This is a genomic window from Desulfoplanes sp. PS50, from assembly GCF_053851535.1.
Map to the genome: position 1 here is coordinate 229,085 of NZ_JBSPZA010000001.1, position 21,484 is coordinate 250,568.

A 21,484-nucleotide genomic window follows, 5' to 3' on the forward strand; every position below is an offset into this window, starting at 1 on the left:
CGGGATGACCTTGCGGGGTCTGTGATTCACCGGGGAACCCCGTGATGCAACCCGCTGAGTTCGTGAATTTTTTCATTTGCGCTTGACACCCGAACGGGGTGTTCTATAACGTGTGCCCGAATTTTAGCCGGGCAAATGGTGGATGTTTTTTTTCAAATCAGTATCCTGGGCTTCGACGGAAAGGATGCGAAATCGGGTATGGAGGTAATGAACGTGCGGAGAAAAAAAAGCTGCATCATGCTGCCCCTTTTAGCAGGATTTGTGGCGGCAGTGGCGTTGGGGTGGTGGGGCTACCCCAAATTGGTTTTTTCCGAGAAGACACAGCCGATCAGGTTCAGTCACAGCGTGCATATCATGGATGCGGGCATGGGATGTGACGAGTGTCATTATTTTCGGGAGGATGGTTCCTATGCGGGTTTGCCGACGACTGAGCAGTGCGCAGGATGTCATGTAGAGGCCATGACCGAGGATCCCGCAGAGATTGAATTTGTTGAAAAATATGTGGCCGAAGACAAGGAAGTTCCCTGGCTCGTCTATCAGAAACAGCCCGACAATGTGTACTTTTCACATATGGCCCATGAAAATCTGGATTGTATGGATTGTCACATGGACATGTCTGAAGTGGACACGCCGCCGACGTATTACGAGAACAGGCTCACCGGGTACAGCAAACAGACGATGAAGATGTGGGAATGTGAGCGCTGTCATGCCGAGAACGGCGCCAGTAATGCCTGCTATGTGTGCCATAAATAAAAAAAGGATAGTGAACTATGGGACTTGATCGCAGAAGTTTTATAGCGTTTTTGGCTGGCGGCACAGGCGGGATTCTCTGCACCCCTGTGGTATGGAAACTTTTGGATGACGTTTCCATTTGGAGCCAGAACTGGCCGTGGATCCCCAAATTGCAGTATGGTGAGCGGGTGAACAAGCCCGTTGCCTGTAAATTCGGTGCCGATGCCTATGGCATTCTGGTAGAAACGGCTGCAGGACGGCCCTTTACCGCCAGAGGCAATCCGGATCATCCCCTGAGCAAGGGGGGTATCGATCCCATGGGCGCAGCCAGCGTGCAGATGCTGTATAGCCCTTCACGGGTTCAGGCTCCGATGAAGAAATCCGGAAACGGATTTGAACAAATTTCCTGGGATGAAGCCGAAAAACTCCTGGCCCACACGGTCAAGAGCGCCGGCAGTGATATTTGTGCCATCACCGGTGATGAGACAGGAACGACCACGGAGATTCTGTCCGGCCTGCTGGCCGCTCTGGGTTCGGACAAGTGTTTTCTCATGCCCGGTGAAACCGGTCCGGCTGTCAAGGCCTGGAAGATGCTCGGCGGCCAGGGAACCCCTGGCTACGATCTGGAAAATGCCGATTTCGTAGTCAGCCTGGGCGGAGACATCAACGAATCCTGGGGAACCGTTGTCCGCAACGGCAAGGCCATGGCCGAGAACGATGCCGTGTTCACCTATGTCGGCGCGGCTCAGAAACCGGGAACCGCCATTCCAGCCAAGACCTGGATTGCCTGCAGGCCCGGCCAGGAGCCGCTTGTCGCCCTGGGCGTGGCAGCCTATCTGCTCAAGGCGGGCATGGGCATGGGTATGCCCGGCTACGCAGCATTCAAGGACTTTGTAACCAACACCAATTCTCCTTCCCGCATTGCCAAGGCCACGGGCGTCTCCGAGGAAACCATGGAGCGTTTGGCAAAAGACCTCATGCGGGCCAGACGTCCTTTGGTTCTCACCGGTTCAGCAATGGGTCAGGGCACCAATGCCCTGGGCGTGGCAGCCGGATTGGCTCTGAACATGATTCTTGGCAGAGTCAACGTCAGAGGCGGGGTCAAGGATATCCCCTTTGCCCCCCAGGTCGTTGCCAGTGCCCCGGCCCGGGACGAACTGCTTTCCCGCGATCTCGCCGGCTATGTGCAGTCGGTAGCCAAGGGCAATGCCAAGGCTGCCAAGGTGACCCTGGTCGTGGATGCCAATCCTGCCTACTCGCTTCCGCAACCTGATATGGCTGTACAGGCACTGGAAAAGAGCGGTTTCGTGGTCACCGTGACGAGCTTTATGGATGAGACAGCCGCCTTGTCCGATCTTGTACTGCCTGCCTCCTATTTTCTCGAGACCCTGGATGATGTCTACACCCCCTATGGGTCTGGCCAGGCAAACTATACGGTTTCTTCTCCCATTATCGAACCCGTTTTCGATACCCGGCCGGCTGCCGATATGCTGTGTGATCTGGCCAAGGCTGTGGATATCGATCTGGGCGTGAAATCCTTCAAGGATGCTGCCAAGGCCAAGGCCGCTGCCCTGGGTGCCAACTGGCGCGCTCTTTCCGGAGGCACCGCATGGGTGGCTGAAACGTCCATGAGCAACTATGGCCTGACCTTGTGGAATGAGGGATTCCGGGCTCTGGGTATCCCGCGGGATGCCAAAGACCTCGTGCTCACTCCGCTGGCCAGGTTGCATCTGGGGACCGCAGGTATGCCCACAACGCCTTTTGGCGTTCTCACTATCAGGGACACGGAGCTCAAGAAGAATGTCCTTTGCGTTCAGATGAACAGCGCTACAGCGGGCCAAATCGGCGTCCAGAATGGACAGACCGTGACGGTCAGCAGTGGATCGGGTTCCTGCAAGGCCGTTGTTTCCCTGTCCGAATCGCTCATGCCCGGCGTCGTTGCCATGCCCCTCGGATTCGGCCATACGGCCTGGGATGAGTTTGCCGAGAACAAGGGCGACAATGTGTACAAGCTGATGGAAATAAAGCCTGAACCCGGGATCGGTATGTCCGTGTTCGGTAATCCCCAGGTACAAATCACCAGGGCCTAAGGAGAGAGGTAGTCCATAATGGAGCATAGTAAATCGAAAATCCGCTGGGGCATGGTCATTGACCTGGACAAGTGTACGGGCTGTGGAGCCTGTATGGTTTCCTGCGAGGCCGAGAACAACATCGCCCCAACCACTGATTCATCCAACAAGCTGCGCACGCTTTCCTGGATGCTTGTGTACGAATTGACCAATGAAAAACCCTATCCCGATCATGACGTGGCCTATCTGCCCCGTCCGTGCATGCAGTGCGGCAACCCCTCATGTCTGACAGTCTGCCCGGTCACGGCCGTCGACAAGAATGAGGAAGGCGGTATTGTCAGCCAGATCTATCCGCGCTGTATCGGTTGCCGATACTGCATGGCAGCCTGCCCCTACCACGCCCGGTATTTTAACTGGTTTGATCCCATCTGGCCGGAGGGAATGGAAAAGACCCTGACCCCGAACGTTTCTGTTCGTCCCCGGGGTGTGGCTGAGAAGTGTACCTTTTGTCACCACAAGTATGCCGAGGCCAAGGAGCGTGCCAGGGCGGAGGGTCGTGATCCTCTCCATCTCGAGGAAAACGATTTCATCCCGGCGTGTGTCGCAGCCTGCCCTAACGGAGCCATGCATTTCGGCGATCTGAACAATCCCGAGCACACGGTCTACAAGATGTCCCATGAAAAAAAGTACGCCTTCAGACTCCTGGAACGCTTGGGCACCGACCCGCAGGTCTACTACTATTCCAAAAGGGAGTGGGTCCGCCGTCAGGGTGACAACTACCTCAAAACCGAAAAGACCAAGGGAGCGTAGGCAATGATTGATGAAGCTTTGATACCCGAAGGGGTACAACGGTGTTCAGTTGGCAAGTTTCTGCTCTGGTTGGCATTTGTCGGGATCTTCCTTGGATGGGGACTGTACGGTGCCTTTGTCATCCTCTCTCAGGGACTCGGTACGACCGGGCTGGACAATTATTTTGGATTCGGTTTGTGGATCACCTTTGACCTGGCGGTCATTGCCTTGGGCGCGGGAGCCTTTTTTACCGGCTTTTTGCGCTATATCCTGCGCATCGACCAGCTCAAGAACATTATCAACCTGACGGTCATCGTCGGCTTTTTGTGCTATTCCGGCGCGATGATGATCCTGGTCCTGGATATCGGGCAGCCGCTTCGGGCCTGGTTCGGATACTGGCATCCCAACGTCCATTCCATGCTCACGGAAGTTATCTTCTGCATCACCTGTTATTGTACCGTACTGATCATCGAGTACGTTCCCCTGATCCTGGAAAACCGGGTCCTGAACAAAAACAGGTTCCTGCACCATCTGGCTCATAACTTCCATGTGTACATGCCGCTCTTTGCCGGCATCGGCACCTTTTTGTCCTTCTTCCACCAGGGTTCCCTGGGCGGGATGTACGGCGTGCTTTTCGGACGTCCCTATGCCTTTCGCGAAGGATTCTTCATCTGGCCCTGGACATTTTTCCTGTTCATCGCCTCGGCCATCGCCTCGGGTCCTTCCTTCACCCTGCTGGTGAACAAGCTCGTGGAACTCATGTCCGGCAAGAGACTGGTGGATGACGCGACCAAGGAACTCATGGCCAAAATCTCAGGGCTGTTGCTGTCCTTCTATATCTTCTGGAAGATTCTGGACACCTGGGCCTGGGCCACTGGAGTGCTGCCCAAGGCCGGACTGACCTTTGAGGAGATGTTCTTCGGTTCCGCCTACGGGCAATGGCTCTTGTGGTCCGAGCTTTTCGTCTGCGGTGTGGTTCCGGCAATCATGCTCGTGGTTCCGGGCATCCGTAAGATCCATGGTCTGATGTATCTGGCCGCTCTGCTCAATTGCACGGGCATTGTGATCAATCGTTTTGTCCAGACCGTCCAGACCATGGCCCACCCGGTGATGCCCTTTGATGACTGGCAGGTCTATTTCCCCAACTGGGCGGAATGGTCCACTACCCTCATGATCCTGGCCTATGGAGCGCTGCTCCTGAGTCTGTCCTACAGGTATCTGCCTATCTTTCCCAAGGAAAAGCAGCTCAACTCCTAGATCTTTTCTTCGGGACTCTCTGTATCACCAACAAGGCCGCCATTTGGCGGCCTTGTTGGTTTGAAACGGACCCGGGCCCTGACATCGTGGTGCAGATGAAAAATAGGCCCAGCGATTCATAGACAAAGAAAGATCCTGTGTGTTCGGACGCAGAGGCCAGGCGGCAGGAAGAGGATATAGGTCGATATATCGCGTTATCCAGAGGAAACCTGTTGGTTGGTTGTGGAAAACTGTTGATGGCATCGCTTGGGACCACACGGTGTGGTTTTGATGATTGGTTCCTCCAACCGATCGACCCGATTCAGGCAGTTGAACGTTTGGGTTCTCAAATACCAATTTTATCATTGCCAAAACCTGATCACGAAGATAAAAAATCAGACTTTGTCACCACTTCTTCAGGCCGCCCGGCAGGGCTTTGTCGGCAATCCGGTGAAATTCCGGAACGGTTCCGCCACTGTGAGCTCTAGCCCCTCTGATGACCGAGGACGGCTGGTGCGAGTCAGACGCCCGGCTTGAAGCATCTCCATGACCGGTTCCGCATCCGGAACCCGGCTCGAGAAATCCAATCATGTGTCGATCAGGGAGACCCCCTTCCCTGAACCATTCTTTCCAGATCACCCGTCTTCGATTGTGCCGAGGCACGCCTGTACTTCCTTGAATTGTCGGAAATCAGTGTCTTTTTGCGTGTCGTGTTCCGGGTGGTTGTGGAACAACCCTTCAAGAGGAATCATCGTGCCAGGAATTCATACCAAGCATATCATCAAACGTGACGGATCCATTGCAGAATGGAATGCAGCCAAGATTCAAACCGCCATTCACAAGGCCCTCCAGTCCCAGAAAATCAATGACATCCTTTTGGCCAAACGATTGACCAAGAGGGTGGAGCAATTGCTCGAGGGAGATGATTGCCCCCATATCGAGGATGTCCAGGACCGGGTCGAGCAGGTTCTGGTCCAGCAGAACCTCCCCCGGGTGGTCAAGGCGTACATCCTGTATCGGGACAGTCGCAGGCGGGCCAGGGAGGCTGAGGCGGATTTCGTGCGTGATACCATTGACGGGTATGTCCAGGAATTCGACTGGCGGTCCAAGGAAAATTCCAATGTCAGCCATTCATTCCAGGGGCTTATCCTGCACACCTCGGGGTCGGTCCAGGCCCGGTATGCCCTGGAGGCCTTTCCCGAGCACATTCGCCAGGCCCACCGCAATGGCTATTTCCACATCCATGATCTTTCCTTTGGCCTGGCCGGGTATTGCGCCGGGTGGAGTCTCAAGGATCTGTTGCTCGAAGGGTTCAACGCCCCGGGATTTTGTTCCAGCAAGCCGCCCAAACATCTTGATTCCGCCCTCATGCAGATGGTCAATTTCCTGGGTACGCTTCAAAACGAATGGGCCGGGGCCCAGGCCTTCAACAATATCGACACCCTGCTCGCTCCGTACATCGAACTGGACGGACTTTCCTACGAGCAGGTCAAGCAGGAGATGCAGAAGTTCATCTTCAATCTGAACACCACCTCTCGCTGGGGGGGACAGAGTCCGTTCACCAATTTCACCATGGACCTGCATTGTCCCAAATCCATGGCCGAGGAGCCTGTGGTCATCGGCGGCAAATATCATGAGAGTAAGACGTATAAAGAGTTCCAGAAGGGTCAGGATCTTTTTAACAAGGCCTTTTTGGAGGTCATGCTCGAAGGGGATTCCTACGGAAAAATCTTTTCCTATCCCATACCCACCTATAACGTGACTCCGGATTTTCCCTGGGAGAGCGAAGTCGGTGCGCTGCTTCTTCAGGTCACCGCCAAGTACGGAGCCCCCTATTTCCAGAATTTCATCAATTCAGACCTCTCCCCCGAGGACGTCAGGTCCATGTGCTGCCGGCTGCAGATGGACCTGCGCGAGCTGCGCAAGAAGACTGGTGGTCTGTTCGGTTCCGGGGACATGACCGGCTCCATTGGTGTGGTCACCCTGAACCTGCCCAAGTATGCCTTTTTGTCGCGGAGCGAGGAGGAATTTCTGGATCTGATCACGGAACACGCCGAGTTGGCGAGAGAGGCCCTGGAGCTCAAGCGCAAGACCATTTCATCATTTCTGGACCGTGGATTCTACCCCTTTACCCAGCGGTATCTGAAACAGGGATTCAAGAACCATTTTTCAACCATTGGACTGGTCGGTGGCCATGAGGCCTGTCTGAATCTGATCGGGAAAGGAATCGAGACCGTCCAAGGCAGGGAACTCATGGAGCGGGCTCTGGATCATCTGCGTGATCTGATGACCCATTTTCAGGAAGAAACCGGCAATCTGTACAATCTTGAAGCCACCCCTGCCGAGGGAACCTGCTATCGACTGGCCAAGATCGACCGGAGTACCTATGGGGATCGGATCATTGTTTCCGGAGGAGAGGATCCCTATTACACCAACAGCACCAATCTGCCGGTGGATGCGACCCCGGATGTCTTCGAGGCCCTGGAGCATCAGAACTGCCTGCAGACCCTGTACACCGGAGGGACGGTTTTTCACTGTTATCTTGGGGAAAACGTCAGGGATCTCGAGGCACTGAAAAAACTGATTGTTCGGGCCATGAGCAAGACAAAGATCCCGTATGTTTCCATCACCCCGACCTTCAGCATCTGTCAGGAGCATGGGTATATCTCCGGAGAACATTTCTCCTGTCCCGAATGCGGCAGGGACTGCGAGGTCTATACCCGGGTGACCGGTTTTTATCGGCCCGTGACCAAGTTCAACAAGGGCAAGGCCGCGGAATACCGGGATCGGGTGACCTACAAGATCGCTTGATGGGTAGCGGTGTCCCGGAATGTTTCGGGACACCGGATGGCATAGGGAGATGTTGCAACAAGGAGATGGGGCATGAACGGTTGGGAATGGTTGCGGGGGATCACTCCGGTCAGTCTGTGCGACTGGCCGGAACATGTCTGCTCGGTACTTTTTTTCGGGGGGTGCAATCTGCGCTGCCCAACGTGTCACAATGGGGCTATTGCATGGCACCCCCACAGCCTGCCGGCTCTCTCTTACGAAGAGACCATGCACGATCTGCTCAAGAGGCGGACCTGGCTGGACGGGATCGTTGTCACCGGTGGGGAGGCCTCGATCGTTTCGGGGATCGAAACGGTCTTCAGGGATCTCAAGCAGCTCGGTCTGCCCATAAAGCTCGATTCCAACGGTATGCGACCCGATTTGGTGAGTGGGTTTCTTGAGCAGGGACTGGTGGATTGTTTTGCTGTCGACGTCAAGGGGCCATGGGCCAAATATCCGGCCCTGACCGGGAGCAGAGTGGACCCCGGCGCGGCTCGCGCGAATCTGGAGGCCATCTTTGCCCTGGCAACGCGTCATCCCGACAGATTTTATTTTCGCTGCACCCGGGTTCCCGGACTTTCAGAAAGCGATCTTGTCCTGACCCAATCCTATCTACCCGAAGGGTTTGAGCTCATCTTGCAACAATACATCGAGCCGCCCGAGACGGATTGCTCCCAAGACAAATCCCTGGTCATGCCAAATGTCATCGCCAAAAATGATTTTTCACCAGGATATGATCATGCCTGAAAAAATCCAGAAACGAGATGGGCGTCTGGAAACCTGGTCGGTGGATCGAATAGCCAGGGCCATCTTCAAGTCCCTGAGTGCCAGCGGGATCAGGGATCCTTTGCTGGCCAATCGCCTGGCCGCCAGTGTGGAGGCGCACCTCAAGGAGGTTTCCATTCCCGAACAAGAGGATGTTCAGGACATGGTCGAGCAGGTGCTCATGGAGGCCAGGCTCTATTCCGTGGCCAGGAAGTATATCCTGTATCGGGAAAAAAGACGGGGAATCAGAAGCCAGGATCAGGCATTTCTCGATGTCAGGGATACCATTGATACCTATGTGAAAAACGGTGAAACTACCGGAAAGAACAGGGCCAGGCCCCACTCTTTTCGAGGTCTGTCCCGGCATCTTTCCGGATCGGTGCAAAAGCGATATGCCCTGGAACAATACCCCGAAGAGATCCGTATGGCCCATGAAAACGGTTACCTGCATATCCACGATCTCTCCTTCGGCATGGCCGGGTATTGTGCCGATTGGGACCTGCGGGCTCTGCTTCGCGAAGGGTTTGGCTTCAAGGGGGTGACCGCCTATGGTCCTGCCGATCACCTGGATACAGCCCTTGGTCAGATGATTTCTTTTTTGGGGGCCATGCAGGGTGAATGGGCCGGGGCCCAGTCTTTTTGTCATGTGGACACGATATTGGCCCCCTTTGTCCGTCGAGATGGTCTTGATTATACCCAGGCCCTTCGTTTGATGGGTAATTTTATTTTTGCGCTCAACTCTTTTTCCCGGGGGAGTGAACGGATTCCGATCTGTTCACTCGGACTTGACGGGACAATGCCCGCATGGCTGGAACAAGACCGTGTCGGCGTGCCCGAGGAGAGTCCGGGCCGAACCTACGGAGAATTCATCCCGGAAGCCGAAATGCTTAACAAGGCCGTTTGCGAGGTGATTGCCCGGGGGGATTATCTGAATCAACCTTTTGGATCGCCGGTTCTGTGCTATGATCTAGATCCCGATTTTTCCTGGAACAGCGAGTTGGGAGAAAGAATTGTTCGTCTTGCCGGGAGAGGACGTTGTCCCTACCTGCGGATGCGCAATGCAGAGAAAAAGAAAAGCTACAAGGAAGAGGCCTCCTCTGCCCCTGTTGGCGGATTGCAGCATGGGAGCGATGAGTTGGCCGGGGCGATCGGCGTTGTTTCCCTCAACCTTCCCAAGCTTGCATATCTGGCCGGCCGGGAGTCGGATTTTCTTGACCTGATCGGAGAATACGCAGAGTACGCGAAACAGGCCCTGGAGTTTAAAAGAAAATTTATTGTCGACTACATGGACAGCGGGATGTTCCCCTATTCGAGTCATTATCTCAAAAACGGGTTGCAGGACCATTACAGTATGCTGAGTCTGGTCGGAGGTCACGAGGCGTGCATGAATCTTCTTGGGACGGGCATCGCGACCCGGGAGGGGACCGCACTCATGCTCAAGGTCCTTGATCGTTTGAGAGCGATATCCACACAATTTTCCCGCGAGACCAACTCACCCCATACCGTGACCACTCTGGTGAACAACACGGCGTGTCGTCGCTTGGCCGGGATCGATGAGGAATTGTATGCGGAGATCGCTTTTTCCAACAATGGCAGCCCCCACTATACCAACGGCGTGAATCTACCCCATGGTCATGGTCTTTCTCTGGACGCAGAAATCAAACATCAGGCGAAACTTGCAACCCGTTTTCCAGGGTGTTCAGCGCTTGATATCGATTTGTGCGGCCGTGCCGCGGCCACGGATCTCCCCCTTATTTTTGAAAAGGTTTCCAAATACCCGGATATTTGTCTCATGCGAGTTCATGAGCAGGTTGCTCAGGAAAGACTGTCATAACAAACAAGAAAATTTCAAGCCGCACAATTTTGCCTTGCGCCCGGCATATTGCATTGCCTCAAGAGCTCTGCATACGATCTGCATAAGGTCTTGGCCGGATGTTTTTTGGGGATACGCGGAAAGGGAAAAAATGGACTGGATACCAATGGAAAAAACAGGTAGGTGTCCATGTCATGCTAGGCGGTAGGATGCTCTGGATAGGCAGTACAGATCTCAGGCAGACGAGGGGCGCATGCTGATTCGGTGTTGGGGGGCCAGGGGGTCCATCCCTGTTTCCGGGAAGAATTTTGAACGTTACGGGGGGGATTCTCCGTGTATCGAGGTCAGAGATCAGTCTGGAGGCTGTCTGATTATCGATTGCGGTACCGGGATGCGACGTTTGGGCATGCAGCTCATGCAGGAAGGAATCAGTGAATATTCCCTGATCATGACCCATTTTCACTGGGATCATGTTCTGGGATTTCCTTTTTTCAGACCCTTGTACAAACCTTCGACCAAAATAACCCTTTACGGATGGCCCGGTATCCAGGGGAACGTGCAGGAAAAGCTCTTCCATGTCATGGCCCCGCCCCATTTCCCCGTACCTGCCCGTGATATCAGCGCGACAATCGCAGTGATCCCTTGCCAGGAAACCACACTTCAGCTGGGCGGTCTGCATATCGAGACGATTCCTCTTAATCACCCCAACCAGGGGCTCGGATTCAGGATCACGGAGAATGGCAGATCCTTTGTCTTTTTGACCGATAACGAATTGGACGAAACCTATGAGCAGGGTTCATCCTATGAGGATTTCGTTGATTTTTGTCGGGATGCGGACCTTCTCGTGCATGATGGCGAGTATACCCGTGAAGAGTACCGTCTGACCAGGACCTGGGGACATTCCCGATATGTGGATGCCTTGCGATTGGCCGAAGACGCCGGTGCGAAGCGTCTGGGACTGTTTCACCACAATCAGGAACGAACCGATGCCGAAATCGACCGCATTGTTGATGCGTGTCGGAAGATGCTTGCGGACAAGGGTAGTTCCCTGAATTGTTTTGCCGTTGCCCAGGATATGGAGTGGTCCCTGGAATGACCAGGGTACCGTGATCCGGTGGGGAGAAACACTCGTTTGTCAACGTGTCAGCCCGACGTGCGGACTCTTTCAACTCTTATATGTTCGTTTTTCCTTCAGGCCGGAAACACGAGTACCCTCGTCATAATTTATCAATAATCAGCCGAAGATTTCTGGCAAGGGCCTAGCGATAGATTCCCTTGGCAAATTGGGCGGCAAGGGGTTTGTCCCACGCCGTCAATTTGCTGAAAATCGTGTTCAGGTCGATGCCATGCGCCTGACAAAAAGCAGCGAGTGCCTGCCCGTCGGGAAAGGTCTCGATACAGGAAATGGTACCCTGGCAGTGGAGCTGGATGGTTCCATCGGGGTTTTTGGCGATCCGAAAGGTGGTGCTGTGGTCCGTGATCTCAAGAAAAGAGGCCATGGCTGATTCCTCCGTGGATTGTAGCGTTGAAAGAAACGTGTCGAGGGGAATGCCTAATGTACGATTGATTGAAAAATCAAGAAAAAAGGGTTCGCTGGAGGGCGCCACTGGTCGGAGGGCGCGTGGTTTATACAACTCCGGGGTACTGAAAGAAAATGTTCTCGGGCAATTGCCAAACACACGAGAACGTTATATGGGGTGAAGAAATCAAACATATATGGAGGTATTATCATGGCTATTGTTATCGATGTCGATGAATGTCTGGGCTGTGAAACCTGTGTTGAACTGTGCCCCGAGGTTTTCAAAATGGATGATGCGGGCGAAAAGGCGACGGTCATTGATCCCGATTCCACATTGGAGTGTGTGGATGAAGCCATAGACAGTTGTCCGGTAGAGGCCATCTCCAAGGAATAACGATCTGTGTCATGAAGGTGTACAAGAAAGAGGGTCAAAAGCCTTAAGGTTTTTGACCCTCTTGTGATTCATGTACACTGGGGAACAGTGTATGGCGTTACATACAGGTCGTGATGCAGAAAGCTGACTCACGAAACGATGCAGATTTTTGAAGACTTCATTGAAAAATCGGATACAGGGTTGGAGATACCCGATATCCATCCGCTCCGGGAAGATCGGTTCACCGATCGCGAGGAGACCTAAAACAGGCTCCAGACCATTCTTGTGGCCAAAATAAAAAGGAGCAGGGCAAAGCATTTTTTGAGTTTGAGCACGGGCAGGCTATGCGCTGTTCTGGCGCCAAGGGGCGCTATGGCCACGCTGGCCAGGACAATGGTACCCAAGGCGGTCAGATGGATGAAGCCAAGGCAGGAGTCAGGCAGCCCCTCAACCATAAGCCCGTTGAGCAGGTATCCGGTTGCCCCGGCAATGGCTATGGGGAATCCGATGGCCGCAGAGGTGCCGATGGCCTTGTGCATGGTGATGTTGCACCAGGTCAGAAAGGGAACGGAAAGGGTCCCTCCGCCGATACCCACCAGACTGGAAAAGATTCCGATGATTCCGCCTGCAGCGGTCATTCCTGCCGTTTGCGGGAGGTTCCTGTTGGGCTTGGGCTTGATGCCCAAAAGCATCTGGGCTCCCACATAGTACAGGAAACAGGCAAAAAAGATTTTTAAGAAACCGGTTGAAAGCTGGGCCGCGATCCAGGTTCCGAAAAGGGTTCCCCCTATGATTCCCGGGGTGATTCGCAGGACTACGGGCCAGATCACGGCCCCTCGTTTGTGGTGGGCTCTGAGGCTCGATAGGGAGGTGAACAATATGCTGGCCAAAGAAGTACCCAGGGCCAGATGGAGGATATGTTCGTGGGGCAGCCCCTGGCTGGCGAACATGAAGGTGAGGATGGGCACGATGACCAACCCGCCTCCGATCCCCAGAAGACCGGCCAGAAAACCGGCAAAGGCGCCGGTGAGCAGATACATGACAAGGGGGGTGAGCATGGAAGTTCCTTGGGTTGAAGCGTTGCTTGAAAGGTTGCTGTAAACAGGGCGATCGCCCGGAATTTTGTCGGCATCCTCTAAACAAGTGTTAGGGGCTGGTCACGGATCGGTGAGGGTACTCGATCTCCTGGATATGTTCGCCCATGGCCGCGACCGTCTCCCGGACGTTTCCGGATTCAAGGGCATCGACAATGGCGGTATGCCCCTTGATGGACGCCAGCTGGCGCGTGGTCGTCATCAGCGGCGCACAGCGGCTCTCCCTGAGGATGGTGCGCAGGGTGCGCATGACCTGCTCCAGGACCTCGTTGCCCGCCGCCTGTACGAGCAGATCATGGAAACGGGTATCCAGGGCGGTGAATTTTTTGATGTTTCCCACGGCTGGTTGTTGTTTGGCAACAATATCCCGCAACCGTGCGACCTGATCAGGAGCGATTTTCGCGGCAGCCAGTCCGGCGATCTGCGGTTCCAGAAGCGCCCGGATTTCAAAGATCTCGTGAATCCTGGTCATTTTTCGTTCCATCTCTCTGGTCAGGGCCCGGGCGAGGATGGTCGTGTCGTTGGTGGCCACATAGGTTCCGGCTCCCCGGCGGCTTTCAAGAATGCCCCCCTCTTCGAGCTGCCTGATGGCCTCGCGCACGGAATTGCGCGAAACCCCGAGAGATCGGGCCAGGGTGCGTTCCGCAGGCAGGCGAGATCCCGGACCGAGTTCCTTCTCCCGGATCAATTCTCTGATCCGTTCGATGATCTCGGTGTGCAGCTTTTTTGGTGGGCCGGCCAGGAATTCCGGGCACGGGCAGGTATTTTTTTGGCTCATTGGTTGGACCAATATTGGGTTTGTACAGAGGGTGTCAATGATTTTTTCACCGGGCTTTTGGTTGACGTCCGGCCGGGCCAGGGAGAAAAAGACGCGGCGGATCATGGGTCGCACCGCTGTGCGTACGGGCGCAGTGATCCTCGCAGGCGGCAGAGCGGCATCTGCCATGAAAACAGACACGATCGGTAAAGGATGGTGAAGGTGGAAGAGAGATTTTTGATCCTGGCCCGGGAGATGGGCGTCGACAAAGACCGGATCGCCAAGGTCGCCGCATTGCTGGACCAGGGGGCCACGGTTCCGTTCATTGCCCGGTACCGCAAGGAAATGACCGGGTCCCTGGACGAGGTGGCCATCAGCGGGATCAGAGATGGACTGGAACGCCTGACCCAGCTTGATCAGCGACGGGAAGCCGTTCTCGGCTCCCTCAGGGAGCGGGATCTGCTGACCGATGCGCTGCAGAAAAAGATCGCTCACGCCGAGACCCTGAGCGTGCTCGAGGACATCTATCTTCCGTACCGGCCCAAGCGGCGAACCAAGGCGACCATGGCTCGCGAAAAGGGTCTCGCCCCTCTGGCCGTCCTGCTCGCCCGGCAGGAACCCGGAAATGTGGAGGATCTGGCACGACCCTTTGTGAACCCTGAAAAGGGGGTTGCGGACATTTCCCAGGCCCTGGAAGGGGCTGGGTATATCCTGGCCGAGGAAATCAGCGAGGACAGACAATTGCGCGGACGGATGCGTATCTTTTTCGCCGGACATGCCGTGTGTGTCTCCCAGGTCAAAAAGGGCAAAGAAACGGACGGGATCAAATTCAAGGATTATTTCGAGTGGTCGGAAAAGGCGTCAAAGGCCCCGAGCCATCGGCTGCTGGCCATGTTCCGGGGGGAGCGGGAAACCATCCTCAATGTGCATGTCCTGCCGGACGAGGCCCAAGCCATGCAGATGGTCGTCTCCCATGTGGTGAAAAACCGCACCCCGTCGGCCGAAGCGATGGAATCGGCTGGGCGGGATGCCTACAAACGTCTGCTCGCCCCCTCCATGGAGACCGAGCTGCGCGGAGAGCTCAAGAAACGGGCTGACCGTGAGGCCATCTCGGTTTTTGCGGAAAATCTCCGGGAACTTCTCATGGCCCCGCCCCTGGGACAGAAGCGGGTTATGGGGCTCGATCCGGGATTCAGGACAGGGGCCAAACTGGTCTGTCTGGATGAGCAGGGTGGGCTCGTCCACTATGAAACCATCTTTCCCACCCTTGGGGAAACGCAGCGGGTCCAGGCCGCCGAGCGGGTCAGGGTTCTCTGCGCCAGATACCGGATTCAGGCCGTGGCCATCGGCAACGGCACGGCCGGCCGGGAGACCGAGTCCTTTGTCCGTTCCCTGCACCTGGGGGATGATGTGGACGTTGTTCTGGTCAATGAGTCCGGGGCCTCGGTCTATTCGGCCTCGGAAGTTGCCCGGGAGGAATTTCCCCATCATGACGTCACGGTGCGGGGGGCCGTGTCCATCGGACGCAGGCTCATGGACCCTCTGGCCGAACTGGTCAAGATCGATCCCAAGGCCATCGGGGTCGGCCAGTATCAGCATGACGTGGATCAGGCAGAACTCAAAAAGAGTCTGGAGGAGGTGGTGGTTTCCTGCGTCAATCAGGTGGGGGTGGAGGTGAACACGGCCAGCAGGGATTTGTTGACCTATGTTTCAGGTCTCGGCCCCACCCTGGCGGGAAATATCGTGGCTCATCGCGAGGAACACGGTCCGTTCACGACCCGCAAAGAGCTTTTGAAGGTCGCGAGGCTCGGACCCAAGGCCTTTGAACAGGCCGCCGGATTTCTGCGTATCCGCGGGGGCAGACACCCTCTGGACGGGTCGGCCGTGCATCCGGAGAGTTATGTGATTGTGGAAAAAATAGCCGGGGATCTGGGCTGCACGGTCCGAGATCTCATGGACAATCCCGGCCTGCAGAAAAAGGTCCGCATCGAGAACTATGTCTCTGAGATGGTGGGACTGCCCACTCTGCGGGATATCATGGACGAGCTTACAAAGCCCGGCCGCGATCCCCGGGCTGGCTTCAGGCCCTTTGCCTTTGCCGATCATGTCGCCACGATCCAGGATCTGGAGCCGGGCATGCGCCTTCCGGGCATCGTCACCAACGTGACCCGGTTCGGCGCCTTCGTGGACGTGGGCGTCCACCAGGACGGCCTGGTGCACATAAGCCAACTGGCCGACCGGTACGTGAAGGACCCCTCAGAGATTGTGAAGGTGGGGCAACAGGTAGAGGTGATGGTGCTTGACGTGGATGTTGCCAGGAAAAGAATTTCTTTGTCGATGAAGGCGGCGGGGTGACCTGGTTGACGGTTTTGTGGGGTGACCGGATTGACTTTGTTGACACGATTGACGGCGGAGGGCTTGTCGTCAACCCGGTCAATCAGGTCAACAAGGTCATTTCTCGTCAATCGGCCGGCTTCCCTTGCAGTCGGGGTATGCCGAACATCCCCAGAAAGGTCCCCTTGCCGAGGTTCTTGGGCGCATAGGCTTGCCGCACAAGGGGCAATCCGGGGATGGCGGCCTGTGCTTGTCCCTCGCCTCAATCCACGCCCCAGCGTCAACAATGTCAACCCGGTCAATACTGTCATCCCCAACCCAAGGTACCCATTATGCCCCAACCCACCTATGACGTCATTGCCTGTCGCGGCAGCGAACCCGATGGCTGCCCCAACGGCCTGGAACTTTCCCGCGGTTTTGCCGACGACGTGACCCGGACCATCGAAACCTCCGGCTGGCCTGAATTCCTGCGGAAAAATGTCAAAGGCAGGATCGGCCATCATCATCGGTTTCGGGCGAGTATCGCAGCCTGCGCCAATGGGTGCTCCCGGCCGCACATCGTGGATATCGGATTCATTGCGGCCGAGTATCCGGTTGTCATTTCCGAATTGTGCATCGGATGCGGTAAATGTGTGCGCAGTTGTCCGGATCAGGCCATTTCACCTGACGGGGACGCGGTTCGTATCGCCGGGGATCTGTGTCTTGGCTGCGGCAAGTGCATCCGGGTCTGCGAACAGTCCGCACTCGTGCCCCTGTCCTGCGGATTCCGCGTTGTTGTCGGGGGAAAATTGGGAAGACGCCCGCGATTGGGTCAGGAATTGCCGGGTGTCTTTTCCCGGAAAGAGGCTTTGGGGGTATTGGTCAATGTCTTGCGCTTCACCATGGACAACTATGCCCATGGCCGGAATGTGGGGACGATCGTGGAGAAGATCGGAGAGGGCATGCTGCAACGAGACGGGTTTGTCATCTGAACATGCAAACGTATCTGGTTCTCGCAATGAGCAGACAAAAAAACTGAAGGCCCTTGGGTCTTCAGTTTTTTTTGTCTGAAACTGAAATTTCAGATGGTTATTGATCTGACGTTTCTTTTTTGGGCGGTATATCCGCTCCACAATGTGCGCAGCGCACTGGTTGATTTTTTTTGTCCACAGGTACGATCTGGCTGTGACCGCATTTCGGGCAGGTTCGTTTAAGCCCCCTGAGGGCTCCGAGGATGGAGGAAATGAGGTACGGGTTCATAATCCACTCTGTTGACGTTTATAAAACGAGGCATGGATTTGCTTCACAGCCCAGGGTCAGGATTTCAGAAAGCCCTTTCCCAGGTTGAATCCCTGTCCCAAAAAGTCGCCGATCCGATGATAGGCCCTGGTTCCCGGATTGAAGACAAAGGGATTGACCTGGGTAATGTCCGGCACATCCTTGGCATTGATCACCTCGGGTTCGGCCTTGATGTCCTTGATTTCGCCCACGAACTGGGTGTGTGCTCCGAGATCGTGAACTGCCACCACCGCGCATTCAATGATCAAGGGAAATTCATCGATATAGGGTGCATCGACCATCTCTCCCTTGACAGGGGTCATCCCTGTCTTTTGAAATTTATCCTCTGTTTTTCCCGAAGCCATACCGAAATAATCGATAATCCCGGCCTGCTCACAGGAGCCGATATTAACGGTGAACGCCTTGCGTTCCATGATTCCGGCAAAGCTGTGTCGCTGGGGCTGGATGGATACAGCCAGGCAGGGGGGATTGGAGCAGCATACCCCGCACCAGGCTGCGGTCATTGCGTTGGGTCTGCCGTCCTGGTCATAACTGCCGATAACCCAGACCGGGGTGGGCTGGGCCAGTATCTTGGGGCCGAGAGATGTTTTCATGCGATTCTCCTTCAGGCTTGATGTGAACATCAAGCCTATTGCGGACCAGAGGAATTTTCAAGGAAAAAACATTTTGAGGTGTCTCAGAGTGACTGATTGATCACCCGCACGGACCGTTTCAGGTATGTATAACGATCCGTGCGGGTGATGAAGAAAAGCAAACAAGGGAGCAGGTGGAGTCTTCAGGTTGCCAGAGAGGAGAGATCCACATCTTGAATATTCTGGCCGATGAAGACCAGAAAGCGATCCGGGCCGATATTTTCTGGGGCCGGTTCAATGGAGTAGACGCCGGGAGAGTATTGAAAGACGACCGGGCCGGGCTCGTCTTTTAGTTCGATGACCCCTTTGGCCCGCAGCAGGGAGGGCTGGATGCTCTTGAATGTCTCCAGTAGGGCCTGGGTGGAAAACGGGGCGGAACAGGTCAGCAGCCGGGTTCCGATATGGTCGGCGAGATGGGTCACCGTGAGGTCGGGAAGAAGGTGTCTGGTGTCCAGCCTGGGGGCCATTTCATGGAGGTTGATCCCGTACAGTCGGGTGGCCCGGATGTTTCCGTGGGTGGTCCTGTGCACGCAGGCCGTGGGATTGAGCGAGGTGATCCGGGATTCGAGTCTGGAGAGATCCTCGTCGTTGATCAGGTCGCATTTGTTGAGCAGGATGGTATCGGCCAGGCGGATCTGACTCCGGGCCACCTCGAACTCGTTCAGCTGGGTCAGGGCTCCGGCGGCATCCACCACCGTGGTGATCGATCCGAATTCGAGGATGTCCTCCAGATCGTCCACTTCCTGGAGCAGGTTCGCGGGATTGGCCAGCCCGGTGGTTTCCAGGACAATGAAATCCGGATCGAACCGGTCCAGAATGCCCTGGACCGCCGCCCTGAGATTCCCGGCCAGGGTGCAGCAGACACATCCCTCGTCCATCTCGGTGACCGCGTAGTTGTTGCCGAGAATTTTTCCGTCCAGTCCCTTTTCTCCGATCTCGTTCTGGACCACGGCCACAAAACAATTGGCATTGGTCTGGTCTTCGATGAACCGGTCCAAAAAACTGGTTTTTCCCGAGCCCAGAAATCCGGTCAGAATGATCAATCGGGGTTTTGAGGTGCGAGAGTCCCTGTTGCGAATGGTTGCGGAGGTGTCCCGGTCGCCGGCTTCCCACCAGGGTTCGTGTGCATATTCCTCGGGAAGGGGGTCGGGGTGATGCCATGTCACCCTGCAGGGGATCTGCGTGTCCGGTTGCACGAAGGAGGTCCCGCTGGTGTCGAATCCCAGTGTCAGATGGATCTCCCGGCCATCCCGGAAGGGTTTTTCCACCACGTTTGTATCCCGGTCATAGATGATTTCGAACCCGGCCATGGAGTGTTCGTTCAGAAAATCCGGCCGTGCTTTTTGGGTGAAGGCAAAGGAGCTCGCCAATACCCTGAAAAAGGGCATGGCGGTTTCAAAGCCCGGCAGATCCTGGTCGGCCTGTCCCGGCTTGACGATCCATTGCGCATCAGGCCCCTTATTTGTGGCTATCCCGTCCTGGGCGATGGTCCGCATGGTCTGCTGGGCGGTGAGACAGAGTGTCCGGGCGAGGGATGCGGGGTCGATCCGGATGTGTACCTGTCCGATGGTGAAGAGTTCCTTCATCTCCGGGTCCAGGGAAAATCGGCGGACCCGGTCGAGGAAGTCGTCTTGAAAGGCTAAAAGCCCGGCCTGTACGGAAAAGGATTCCACCAGGGATTCCTCGGGGTCCGGGAAATAGCAGATCGCAAACAGGGCGCCCAGGTCTCCCTTTTTCTCCAGATTGATCCCGTAGACCCCGGGCGTGCCGGTGATCTTCGCGGTCAGGGCCAGGCGGGAAAGATCAGGGGATACGATTTCCTGGACACCGCGCCACCCGAGCTCGTGCCGGGTGGTCGGATTGAAATTGGAACGGACCATCACAGCGCGCAGCAGTTCGGCCGCGCCGTGGTCAACGTCGTTGCAGGCACTCGGTGGTATGAGATGATGGAGTTTGGCCATCATGCAGTCTCTCCTGGCTGGGGGAAAGCAAGCGGGCATGAAAGAGCATGTTGCAGGGATTCGGAGATCCCCTTTTCGGCCGGGGGCTTTCAGATTCGAAAGCCCCCGGCCTGGGGAGGGAGGATGGGCTATCCGAAGGTGATGGTATCTCCGTTGCCCAGATAGGCCTTGTCCTGGGAACGGAAGCGGGCCGTGCCCTTGATGACCGGATACCCGGCGTTGATGAACTTCTTGGCGCAGAGCACCCCGGTGCAATGGTTGCAGCCGATGCGTTGGAAACCGTAATCTCCCAAGGAGATGACCAGATCGTCGTACTTGGGATCCCAGTCCTCAAATGGCGAGATGTGCAGTCCGCCGTAGATCCCGTAAAGCTGATCGTTCTCGTAGGCGATCTCCTTGTACGCGGTGTCGGCAAACTGGATGATCCCTTGGTGGCAGCATCCGGTCACCGAGACGAGACCCTTGTCCTTGACGTTGAAGTACAAAGACTGTTCCCCGTAAACCCGGCAGATGATCGGTACCGGGAAGACGTAACTGGCCATTCCCGGGATGTGTTTGCGCAGGCCGTTTTTGACCTCGATCACCTTGCCCTTGTGCCCGGCGTCCTTGAGGTATTGCAGACCCTCGGGATAAAATCCCTCGGGAATATAGATGGTTATCTCCGGATCGTATTTCAGGGTGACCGGAAGCCCCCAATAGTGGTCAAAATGCTCATGGGAGATGAATAAGGCCTCAATTTCCTTGTTGGCCAGCATCTTGTCGATGCCCTCGCGCTTGAAACACTCGTGGGTCCAGCTATAGGACCAGCCGGTGTCCAGAAGAAATTTACGCTTGTTCCCGTCCATTTCTTCCACTTCAAGCAGGGCCGCATAGCCCCCTGCGTTTTCCGGATGCACGGCATTGGCCTGGGCGATTTCCCATGCCTCGTCCACCCGGTCGGGCAGAAGGTGTTTGATCTTGGCGATTCCTTTTTCGTAACTCCCTTTACCCAGCCCCTTGCCGTTTCCAAAGGGAGGCCAGTTGTAGTCATACTGGTTGACCAGAAGGCCGCCAGCGCCCTTGATGTCCCCAACAAGATCGCCGTTGTTGAACCAGCTGGTTTCCGAGATATTGGTCACCTTGACGGATTTGCAGACCCCGATATCCTGGAGTTTACGTTTGGTCTTGGCAAAATGCTTCTTGCGCAGGGGGGAATAGGAATACAATCCCATGACCCCAAGGACACCGACTCCCACACCGGTCGCCGCTCCCTTGAGGAAATCGCGTCGCTTCATATCGTTAGACATAGTTGCTCCTCTATTGT

At 55.6% G+C, this 21,484-nt stretch carries 18 protein-coding genes and 1 riboswitch; of the genes, 11 read left to right on the forward strand and 7 right to left on the reverse strand.

Annotated features, from left to right (window positions below; all coding sequences use genetic code 11):
• Positions 1-207: 207 nt before the first annotated feature.
• From qrcA to ACTVJH_RS01070, 8 genes are all read left to right on the forward strand, one after another.
• Positions 208-753: a menaquinone reductase multiheme cytochrome c subunit QrcA gene (gene qrcA / locus ACTVJH_RS01035; protein ID WP_455986566.1), complete on the forward strand. Its 546-nt coding sequence runs from the start codon at positions 208-210 to the stop codon at positions 751-753.
• 17 nt (positions 754-770) lie between these two features.
• Positions 771-2,822, forward strand: coding sequence for a menaquinone reductase molybdopterin-binding-like subunit QrcB (qrcB, locus tag ACTVJH_RS01040; RefSeq protein ID WP_455986568.1), 2,052 nt, complete (start codon positions 771-773; stop codon positions 2,820-2,822).
• A gap of 18 nt (positions 2,823-2,840) precedes the next feature.
• On the forward strand, positions 2,841-3,611 hold the full coding sequence (qrcC, locus tag ACTVJH_RS01045; RefSeq protein WP_455986570.1) for a menaquinone reductase iron-sulfur cluster-binding subunit QrcC: 771 nt from the start codon (positions 2,841-2,843) through the stop codon (positions 3,609-3,611).
• Positions 3,612-3,614: 3 nt separating this feature from the next.
• Positions 3,615-4,847, forward strand: a complete 1,233-nt coding sequence (qrcD, locus tag ACTVJH_RS01050; protein WP_455986571.1) for a menaquinone reductase integral membrane subunit QrcD — start codon at positions 3,615-3,617, stop codon at positions 4,845-4,847.
• Between the two features lie 380 nt (positions 4,848-5,227).
• Positions 5,228-5,377, forward strand: a riboswitch (cobalamin riboswitch).
• 202 nt (positions 5,378-5,579) lie between these two features.
• Positions 5,580-7,637, forward strand: coding sequence for a ribonucleoside triphosphate reductase (locus ACTVJH_RS01055; RefSeq protein WP_455986573.1), 2,058 nt, complete (start codon positions 5,580-5,582; stop codon positions 7,635-7,637).
• 72 nt (positions 7,638-7,709) lie between these two features.
• Positions 7,710-8,402, forward strand: a complete 693-nt coding sequence (locus ACTVJH_RS01060) for an anaerobic ribonucleoside-triphosphate reductase activating protein (protein ID WP_455986575.1) — start codon at positions 7,710-7,712, stop codon at positions 8,400-8,402.
• Entirely contained in the window at positions 8,395-10,254 is a 1,860-nt protein-coding gene (gene nrdD / locus ACTVJH_RS01065; protein WP_455986577.1) for an anaerobic ribonucleoside-triphosphate reductase, read from the forward strand. The genes ACTVJH_RS01060 and nrdD overlap by 8 nt, the downstream gene beginning before the upstream one ends.
• A 232-nt stretch (positions 10,255-10,486) precedes the next feature.
• Entirely contained in the window at positions 10,487-11,329 is an 843-nt protein-coding gene (locus ACTVJH_RS01070; protein WP_455986579.1) for an MBL fold metallo-hydrolase, read from the forward strand.
• 163 nt (positions 11,330-11,492) lie between these two features.
• On the opposite strand, the gene ACTVJH_RS01075 is transcribed toward ACTVJH_RS01070, so the two are convergent.
• Positions 11,493-11,732 (reverse strand): hypothetical protein, encoded by a 240-nt coding sequence (locus ACTVJH_RS01075; RefSeq protein WP_455986581.1) that lies wholly within the window; start codon positions 11,730-11,732, stop codon positions 11,493-11,495.
• Positions 11,733-11,963: 231 nt separating this feature from the next.
• On the opposite strand from ACTVJH_RS01075, the gene ACTVJH_RS01080 reads away from it, so the two are divergent.
• Positions 11,964-12,146: a ferredoxin gene (locus ACTVJH_RS01080; RefSeq protein WP_455986583.1), complete on the forward strand. Its 183-nt coding sequence runs from the start codon at positions 11,964-11,966 to the stop codon at positions 12,144-12,146.
• A gap of 239 nt (positions 12,147-12,385) precedes the next feature.
• On the opposite strand, the gene ACTVJH_RS01085 is transcribed toward ACTVJH_RS01080, so the two are convergent.
• Both ACTVJH_RS01085 and ACTVJH_RS01090 read right to left on the reverse strand, forming a co-directional pair.
• Positions 12,386-13,183, reverse strand: coding sequence for a sulfite exporter TauE/SafE family protein (locus tag ACTVJH_RS01085; protein ID WP_455986585.1), 798 nt, complete (start codon positions 13,181-13,183; stop codon positions 12,386-12,388).
• Between the two features lie 88 nt (positions 13,184-13,271).
• A complete protein-coding gene (locus ACTVJH_RS01090) occupies positions 13,272-13,997 on the reverse strand; it encodes a FadR/GntR family transcriptional regulator (protein WP_455986587.1) in 726 nt (241 codons plus the stop codon).
• Between the two features lie 192 nt (positions 13,998-14,189).
• Between ACTVJH_RS01090 and ACTVJH_RS01095 the strand changes: the two genes are divergently transcribed.
• Positions 14,190-16,331 (forward strand): Tex family protein, encoded by a 2,142-nt coding sequence (locus ACTVJH_RS01095; RefSeq protein ID WP_455986589.1) that lies wholly within the window; start codon positions 14,190-14,192, stop codon positions 16,329-16,331.
• A gap of 96 nt (positions 16,332-16,427) precedes the next feature.
• On the opposite strand, the gene ACTVJH_RS01100 is transcribed toward ACTVJH_RS01095, so the two are convergent.
• A complete protein-coding gene (locus tag ACTVJH_RS01100; RefSeq protein ID WP_455986591.1) occupies positions 16,428-16,532 on the reverse strand; it encodes a topoisomerase DNA-binding C4 zinc finger domain-containing protein in 105 nt (34 codons plus the stop codon).
• Positions 16,533-16,642: 110 nt separating this feature from the next.
• Between ACTVJH_RS01100 and ACTVJH_RS01105 the strand changes: the two genes are divergently transcribed.
• Positions 16,643-17,281, forward strand: coding sequence for a 4Fe-4S binding protein (locus tag ACTVJH_RS01105; protein ID WP_455986593.1), 639 nt, complete (start codon positions 16,643-16,645; stop codon positions 17,279-17,281).
• Positions 17,282-17,605: 324 nt separating this feature from the next.
• Here ACTVJH_RS01105 and ACTVJH_RS01110 read toward each other — a convergent pair whose 3' ends face one another.
• The 3 genes from ACTVJH_RS01110 to ACTVJH_RS01120 form a co-directional block, all read right to left on the reverse strand.
• Positions 17,606-18,181 (reverse strand): flavin reductase family protein, encoded by a 576-nt coding sequence (locus ACTVJH_RS01110; RefSeq protein ID WP_455986595.1) that lies wholly within the window; start codon positions 18,179-18,181, stop codon positions 17,606-17,608.
• 182 nt (positions 18,182-18,363) lie between these two features.
• On the reverse strand, positions 18,364-20,184 hold the full coding sequence (locus tag ACTVJH_RS01115; protein WP_455986597.1) for a CobW family GTP-binding protein: 1,821 nt from the start codon (positions 20,182-20,184) through the stop codon (positions 18,364-18,366).
• A gap of 125 nt (positions 20,185-20,309) precedes the next feature.
• The gene (locus ACTVJH_RS01120) at positions 20,310-21,467 is read right to left on the reverse strand and encodes an MBL fold metallo-hydrolase (protein WP_455986599.1); all 1,158 of its coding nucleotides are present in this window, start codon (positions 21,465-21,467) and stop codon (positions 20,310-20,312) included.
• Positions 21,468-21,484 lie beyond the last annotated feature (17 nt).

What these genes read in the sequence shown, in the direction of transcription:
- qrcA (WP_455986566.1), top strand. Translation starts at nt 208, where the DNA reads ATGAACGTGCGGAGAAAAAAAAGCTGCATCATGCTGCCCCTTTTAGCA.
- qrcB (WP_455986568.1), top strand. Translation starts at nt 771, where the DNA reads ATGGGACTTGATCGCAGAAGTTTTATAGCGTTTTTGGCTGGCGGCACA.
- qrcC (WP_455986570.1), top strand. Translation starts at nt 2,841, where the DNA reads ATGGAGCATAGTAAATCGAAAATCCGCTGGGGCATGGTCATTGACCTG.
- qrcD (WP_455986571.1), top strand. Translation starts at nt 3,615, where the DNA reads ATGATTGATGAAGCTTTGATACCCGAAGGGGTACAACGGTGTTCAGTT.
- ACTVJH_RS01060 (WP_455986575.1), top strand. Translation starts at nt 7,710, where the DNA reads ATGAACGGTTGGGAATGGTTGCGGGGGATCACTCCGGTCAGTCTGTGC.
- nrdD (WP_455986577.1), top strand. Translation starts at nt 8,395, where the DNA reads ATGCCTGAAAAAATCCAGAAACGAGATGGGCGTCTGGAAACCTGGTCG.
- ACTVJH_RS01070 (WP_455986579.1), top strand. Translation starts at nt 10,487, where the DNA reads ATGCTGATTCGGTGTTGGGGGGCCAGGGGGTCCATCCCTGTTTCCGGG.
- ACTVJH_RS01075 (WP_455986581.1), bottom strand. Translation starts at nt 11,732, where the DNA reads ATGGCCTCTTTTCTTGAGATCACGGACCACAGCACCACCTTTCGGATC.
- ACTVJH_RS01080 (WP_455986583.1), top strand. Translation starts at nt 11,964, where the DNA reads ATGGCTATTGTTATCGATGTCGATGAATGTCTGGGCTGTGAAACCTGT.
- ACTVJH_RS01085 (WP_455986585.1), bottom strand. Translation starts at nt 13,183, where the DNA reads ATGCTCACCCCCCTTGTCATGTATCTGCTCACCGGCGCCTTTGCCGGT.
- ACTVJH_RS01090 (WP_455986587.1), bottom strand. Translation starts at nt 13,997, where the DNA reads ATGAGCCAAAAAAATACCTGCCCGTGCCCGGAATTCCTGGCCGGCCCA.
- ACTVJH_RS01095 (WP_455986589.1), top strand. Translation starts at nt 14,190, where the DNA reads ATGGTGAAGGTGGAAGAGAGATTTTTGATCCTGGCCCGGGAGATGGGC.
- ACTVJH_RS01105 (WP_455986593.1), top strand. Translation starts at nt 16,643, where the DNA reads ATGCCCCAACCCACCTATGACGTCATTGCCTGTCGCGGCAGCGAACCC.
- ACTVJH_RS01110 (WP_455986595.1), bottom strand. Translation starts at nt 18,181, where the DNA reads ATGAAAACATCTCTCGGCCCCAAGATACTGGCCCAGCCCACCCCGGTC.
- ACTVJH_RS01115 (WP_455986597.1), bottom strand. Translation starts at nt 20,184, where the DNA reads ATGATGGCCAAACTCCATCATCTCATACCACCGAGTGCCTGCAACGAC.
- ACTVJH_RS01120 (WP_455986599.1), bottom strand. Translation starts at nt 21,467, where the DNA reads ATGTCTAACGATATGAAGCGACGCGATTTCCTCAAGGGAGCGGCGACC.